General features: G+C 46.2%; 6 protein-coding genes. 5 read left to right on the top strand and 1 reads right to left on the bottom strand.

The features are described from left to right. Positions 1–10: 10 nt before the first annotated feature. Positions 11–934: a hypothetical protein gene (locus C7460_RS08430; protein ID WP_221409483.1), complete on the top strand. Its 924-nt coding sequence runs from the start codon at positions 11–13 to the stop codon at positions 932–934. Positions 935–1,312: 378 nt separating this feature from the next. On the opposite strand, the gene C7460_RS24275 is transcribed toward C7460_RS08430, so the two are convergent. After that, positions 1,313–1,417, bottom strand: a complete 105-nt coding sequence (locus C7460_RS24275) for a hypothetical protein (protein ID WP_245986269.1) — start codon at positions 1,415–1,417, stop codon at positions 1,313–1,315. 44 nt (positions 1,418–1,461) lie between these two features. Between C7460_RS24275 and C7460_RS23705 the strand changes: the two genes are divergently transcribed. The 4 genes from C7460_RS23705 to C7460_RS23710 all read left to right on the top strand — a co-directional run. Then, entirely contained in the window at positions 1,462–1,632 is a 171-nt protein-coding gene (locus C7460_RS23705) for a hypothetical protein (protein WP_170147940.1), read from the top strand. Between the two features lie 277 nt (positions 1,633–1,909). Further along, positions 1,910–2,236, top strand: coding sequence for a PadR family transcriptional regulator (locus tag C7460_RS08440; RefSeq protein WP_115867657.1), 327 nt, complete (start codon positions 1,910–1,912; stop codon positions 2,234–2,236). Then, positions 2,233–4,842: an ABC transporter permease gene (locus C7460_RS08445; protein WP_115867658.1), complete on the top strand. Its 2,610-nt coding sequence runs from the start codon at positions 2,233–2,235 to the stop codon at positions 4,840–4,842. The genes C7460_RS08440 and C7460_RS08445 overlap by 4 nt, the downstream gene beginning before the upstream one ends. A gap of 800 nt (positions 4,843–5,642) precedes the next feature. Continuing rightward, the coding region (locus tag C7460_RS23710; protein ID WP_185148292.1) for a polysaccharide lyase family 7 protein at positions 5,643–6,662 on the top strand (1,020 nt) is incomplete at its 3' end.

A 6,662-nucleotide genomic window follows, 5' to 3' on the forward strand; every position in this document is an offset into this window, starting at 1 on the left:
AATTATGCTGTTGAAAAAACTAGTCTTTCTATCATGTTTCCTAGTTACTCTATTAACTGGATGTGATTCTGAACAACAGAATATGCGGTTTAGCAATTTTAAAGTCAAATTTGAACTTTGGCCTTCTTTTGCAACTCCGTCAATATATACGATTGACTTAGACTCGAGTGAAATTACATTGAGTTTATCTGAATTGCGGAGAAATATTGATTATAATCCTAATCCTCAGGACACATCTGATTATGATATCATACATCAAAACGAACTTTTACTGGACGATCGAATGAAGGAGTATTTGGAATCAAATAATCTATACATTAGACATATTGAAACTGTAACAATTCCCTCAGAACACACCCCTTCTTTCTTTGGCAATTTTAACTTTCGTGAACGTGACAGCATTCCAGACGACCCAATACCTCAAGTCGATGGAATTGAGGTCTATATAAAGTATGACGAAACTAAATTCACTGGAACATTCAAACTCAATGACTACAAATTTGGGAATGATAAAGAGTTAATGAGATCAATCATTGACTTTGGCATTAATCAATTTCAAAAGCCAGATGTCATTATGTACTTTGAAGATCTTGCAACCTACTTCAAGTTGGGATTACAATACAGAATTGAAATTGAAAAACCAATCGAGTACAAATTCTATGGAATGGTCTATCATGAGGATAGGCAAGAAGTTGAAAGTTTCCTCGCCGGCTTAAATAGGGGAACTCCAATAGTATTCAATATCAATCGCTATAATGGAGCCAGAATATTTGCAACATTATGCGAAAGGTATTTGGAAGCCAACAAATCACTTGATGTTTATTGGCTTTTAGACGACAGGACTTTAGATCAAGTACGAGCTTATAATAAGAAACTCTTGGATGAGTCACGAATTTTTCCAGACCGAAATGCAATGTTGAAGTCTTTAAAATAACCCTAATCGAGTAGACGGCCCCACCAGTCATAACTGATGGGGTGCGCCTCTGGAGCGCCAGCCCGGTCACACCACCGTACGTACGGCCGGGGTGGAACGATAGCGCCTACCTGCCGGCAAAGGCAGGTATACGGCGGACTAGGCGTCCCCGTTCACTGAATCTCAGGAATCGTATTACGGTAATAGGAAAGCATCGATTCGTACCCTCGCCTTCTGAGTCTGGACAATGTAATAGTCGTCCTCAGTATGGGGCTTTGGGCTACCGCCCGGGGGCACCTAGCCTGCCTCCCATCCTAGTTCTGCTATAAGCATACGCTCTGTCTCTGTCCATCCCTAACCGGATCAGGTTCTTTCGCTTACGTACTGGTTTCTTCCAGGCTACGCGCCCCGGTCATACCAGATGCAATACCTCAGTCGGTTCCTTAACCACTCGTCAGGTGCTTTGAGCTTGGTGCTAATATTCGCTAAACGAAAGTTATTCACCCAGCCCTTCCATACAGCTGACAACTTCTGGAATCGGTCTCGTGATGGGATATAGAAAAATGGCCTGTACCTGGATCAATGCAATTCATGGTAAACCCAATCCAGCTTCAGACCCTTGCGCGGGTATCGGACCACAAATGCCTCCACTTCCTCCCATGCCTACTCAGGAAGAGCTCGAGCAAATGATGAACAGCATGGGACTTCCTCCACAGTAATTTTCAACGATAAAACCTCAATAGGTAGCAATTCCTGGAAGTGCTACCTATTGATCATTTGCTTAAAACCTGCTACCCCACCCCCACGGGACAATACCCCTCAAGCCTGCACCAAGTGGTTTTAGCTCGCACTAACGGTTTCAATTACTTGAATTAACCATCTCCCACACATTTATTCTTAAAACCAGAAACATATATCAGTAACCGCTCGTAATATATTCTTAAAAATAGAAAGTAATAGCTTTTACTTTAGCATCACACTAAAAACGATGAGCTCATGAAAGGATATCTAGGAGAATTTGAAGAGTTGGTACTACTCACCATCGCCAATCTGGCCGATGAGGCCTATGGAGTAGCCATACTCAACGACATCAGCGAACGTGCCAACCGCAAACTGAGCATCGGCGCACTGCACTCCACCCTCACGCGCCTGGAAGAAAAAGGCTACATCACCTCCTCCATGGGCACGCCCACGAAAGAGCGTGGTGGCCGCCGCAAGCGCTATTTCCAACTCACCGATAGCGCCATCACCGAACTCCAGAATATGAAACAGCTCCGCGATGAGCTGTGGTCCAATGCCAAAATCAACCTTTCGCTAAGATGAATCAGCCAACTCCCCCACCCCTGGCCAGAAAGCTCCTCTATTGGAGGTCTGGCAACGCCAACATGGAAGACATTCTGGGCGATCTGGATGAACTTTATGCTCATCAGGTGCAGTCCAGTGGACGCGGCAAGGCCAATCGATGGTATTGGCGACAGGTGTTGTCCATTTGCTTTTCGTATGCTTTGCGCAAACGCAAAACTCAAACCCACTACTCCTCCTACTACAGTGAAAACTCCCTGGCCATGCTGAAAAACTACGCGATTATCGCTTTTCGCAATTTTTCCAACCAAAAACTCTTTACCCTGATCAATATCTTTGGTCTGGCACTGGGCATGTGCGTCTGCCTACTGGCGGTCTCGATCTCTGTGGCGATCTACACCTCGGACGATCACCACGAGCACAAAGACCGCATCTATCAGCTCAATACTACCCTGACCACCGATAGCCATACGAAGACCTTTGGCTCTACCTTTCGTGCGGCAGGTCCTTACCTAAAGGAGCAGTTTCCCATAATCGAGGAAGTCGTACGGATCGAATCCGGTTTTAGACCTGCTATCCTCAAAAACGGCACAGAAATCCCATTTCGCGGCTATTTCGCTGACGAGACGTTTTTTAAGGTATTCAGCTTTAACCTGATCGCCGGTGATCCGAAAACCGCACTCCGAGAGCCTTATAGTCTGGTTCTTACTGAGGCTTCCGCCGAAAAACTGTTTAGCGATGAGGAGGCACTCGGTAAAATCGTAGAAACCACAACCGGGCGCTTTCAGGTCACGGCCATTATGGAAAATCCGAAGAACACCCACTTTTTCTTCGAAACACTCACCTCTTATGCTACTTATGAGGCGCTTGGTCACACACCCGCTACCGACTGGCTCACCTATCGTGACAATTACGTTTACACCCTTTTGCAGCCAGAGACCTCTCCACAACAACTCTCCGATGCACTGCAACTCATCGCAAATGAAGCCACTACATTTCATCCAGACACAGAAATCGAGCTTTCGGCCATCCCCCTCACAGGCGTGGTGCCCCGCTGGAACATCAGCAATGCACTGGGCATCGGCTGGGACCAGCCATCTATGTTGTTTTTCCTATTCATAGGACTCCTCGTGCTCCTGCCCGCCATCTTCAACTACACCAACCTATCCATAGCCAGAGCGCTGAAGCGGGCCAAAGAAATAGGCATTCGTAAGGTAGTAGGTGCGGAAAAAGGGCAGATCAAAGCACAATTTATGGTGGAAACGGTGCTCCTGACGCTGCTGGCATTAGTTCTGTCACTGGCCTTGCTTGGGTTTATCAAAGCAGAATTTCTAAAAATGGTCATCGGAGCCCAGGTATTGGACATTAGCCTAAACTTCGAGCAAGTCACAGCCTTTTTGCTCTTTGCGCTGACTGTGGGGATACTGGCAGGCCTCTTCCCAGCACAATATTTCGCACGCCTTAACCCCGTGCAAACCATCAAAGGCAGCATGAAATCAGGCAAAAACCAGGTGAATGGAATCAAAAAAGGACTTTTCATCTTCCAGTTCTTCATCTCACTGGTCTTCATCATCGGGGTGGCGGTGATTGCCCGGCAGTACAGTTATGTCTTGAATGAAAACCATGGATTTACCTCCGAAAACGTGCTAGTGGTGCCCTTCAATGGGATCAACAAACAACTCGCCATCAACGAATTTTCCAGCCATCCGGATATTGCTTCCGTTACTACCACGTCCAGTTTGCCAGGCATTATGATCGGTGAGGAAACACAGGCCACCGCCAACGAGCTCGACACCCTGACGGTACGGCAGGTATTTGTGGGTGAATCCTATTTCGATCAAATGAATATGCAGACCGTCTGGGGTACTTCTCAGCTGGCAGCAGCCAACCAAACCGTAGAAGAAGTGGTAGTCAACGAACAATACCTTCGATCCATTGCAGTGTTCAACACTCCGGGTGATTCCCTCAACCTCACACTTGCCGATGGGACACGTTGCCAGGTGGTGGGTATTCTCAAAGACTTTTATATGGAGCCACTCAATGAAAACATCCGGCCGATTCTCTTTCGCAGGTCGTTGGAAAACAGTCACTATGCGCTACTGTCTGTTAGCTCCTCCAATATCACCCAGACACTGGACGAGCTGGATGAACGCTGGTCGGGCATAGACCAAAACGTACGGTTTAGCCCTACATTTCTGGACGATGAAATCGAAAAAGCCTATTACTTTCTGTCCGTACAAATCAAAATATTCAGTTTCCTCAGCCTGCTGGCCGTAACTATTTCGTGTTTAGGTCTGCTGGGCATGGTCAGTTTCACTACCGAAAACCGAACCAAAGAAATCGCACTGCGCAAAATCATGGGAGCCACAGACCGCAGCCTCTATGTGTTGCTCACCCGTGAGTTTGCTCGACTCATTGCCATCTCAGCAGCTCTGGCTGTACCTTTTGCTTATTTCTTTTATGACAAGCTCTTCCTCTACATGCTACTGCCCAATGGCAAAGGTGTAGGACTGCTGGAGGTGCTGATCAGCATCGGATTTTTGTTTGGTGTAGGCTTTGCCTCTATCTACTGGCAAACCTCTCGGGTCACGCGAGCCAATCCGGCCACTAGCTTAAGGTATGAGTAGCTTTATCACATGAGTCAATACTACGTCAGGGTGGAGTTCAATCTACCAGGTGTTAGCAGTCATGATTCTCCTAAAAATACTTTCCGCTATTTGCTGAGAATACTAAAAGGCCCCGGCAATGCCGGGGCCTCAGCGCCCCCTAAGAACCACCAAAGGGGGACTACCTAACCAACCAGTGGTTCTTCAATATTTTTATCAAGAAGGCCGTAGGCCCATTTGCAAGTAGCTCGTACGTTAGCAGCTTCAATTCCTATAAAAAATCCCTGGATTAGCAGACAAAACTCAGAAAGCAACTCAGCTAAATATGGTTTAATGGTGATGACAACTTTGAAGTGAAAAAATGCATCGCTTCATTGATTCATCCATGAATGCAGGTGCAATAAAAGTGAAAATTCGAAACATAACAATCGTCTAATTCACGTAAAATACAACGAATCGTTAAACTAGTAAATTATCCTCATGAACCATCGAAATAAACCGATAAAAAAGCCCGGCTACATTGCCCGACGTTGTCCCACCAAAATCATGTAGAAGCCTTCCTGCTCTTTAGTATCTACATTATTATTTTATCATTATACACAACCACAGCCATCACTATTTTAGCATTTATTCATTTTATCCTTTGTTTTCTATTAATATTGGAATTATATTGGTTGACCAGTTGGTAGATCACCAGTAATTGATCTTCCAATTTTTGTATAGAGCGGATTGTCTTGAGCCCATTACAGGCGACATGCTACAACAGGTATGTCTGCTTAATAATGCGCATAACGTAGTAATCAATTAACCAATGTAATACTATGAAGAACAGTCCAACCACTTACCCAACGATTGCCACTTCTGCGAGCTGGCACAACAAACAACTTCTATTCTTATGTCTGACGTTTCTGCTGCTTTGTTGCTGTGGATTTATAAGTCAGGCGCAGACCTACAACGCTCCCTATGACATCCCGAGGTTTCAGGATTTTATAGGGGAGTGCAAACTTCAAGCTCCTACAAGTTCCACGGAAGCCACCAACTCCGAACTTAAAGCCGGCTACACATCCAGCTGGTTTTATGTAGTCAATGGTGATAAGGTAGCCTTTAACCAGTCTGGCTCCAAGCAGCGCACGGAACTTCGTGATCTACGCAATTGGGACCTTACCCAGGCTGATCAGTCGCTATTCGGCAAAATCGACATTGTGCAGCAAACCTGTGATCAGGTGACGGTGATGCAGATTCACGATGACGCCAATGTAGGCAGCGGCCCAAACAAGCCACTGCTACGCATCTACAAGCACAACGCCAAGTCACCAACCAACCACATCTGGGCGGCAATTAAAACTGACAATGGTGGTTCTAACACCACCCACATCGATCTGGGTGCTGACCCGGGTGGATATTTTACTTGCCATATAAAGCTGGAAAATAGCCGCTTGATCATCGATTATGAAGGTGTAGAAAAAGTGAACATGGACGTTTCTTTTTGGAGCTTCCCAAGCTACTGGAAAGCAGGTGTGTACTTACAGGACAATGGAGAGGCTACTGCCCACTTTGATGAGCTCTATACAGGAACACCGCCTGTTTCCAACAACGCTCCTACAACTTCCATCACTTCACCTGCCAATGGAGCAAGTTTCAATGAAGGTGACAACATCACGATCTCCGCAGATGCTTCAGACACTGATGGTACTGTAAGCAAAGTGGAATTCTTCCAGGGGGCAACCAAACTGGGCGAGGACCTGACAGCTCCTTATTCATTTGCCTGGAACAATGTGGCGGCTGGAAGCTACGACCTCACCACAGTAGCCACCGATGACCAGGGCGCTACGGGCACCTCA

Origin of the sequence: Marinoscillum furvescens DSM 4134, from assembly GCF_003386095.1 — a bacterium.
GTDB classification, from domain to species: Bacteria; Bacteroidota; Bacteroidia; order Cytophagales; family Cyclobacteriaceae; genus Marinoscillum; species Marinoscillum furvescens.

What these genes read in the sequence shown, in the direction of transcription:
- C7460_RS23705 (WP_170147940.1), top strand. Translation starts at nt 1,462, where the DNA reads ATGGGATATAGAAAAATGGCCTGTACCTGGATCAATGCAATTCATGGT.
- C7460_RS08440 (WP_115867657.1), top strand. Translation starts at nt 1,910, where the DNA reads ATGAAAGGATATCTAGGAGAATTTGAAGAGTTGGTACTACTCACCATC.
- C7460_RS08445 (WP_115867658.1), top strand. Translation starts at nt 2,233, where the DNA reads ATGAATCAGCCAACTCCCCCACCCCTGGCCAGAAAGCTCCTCTATTGG.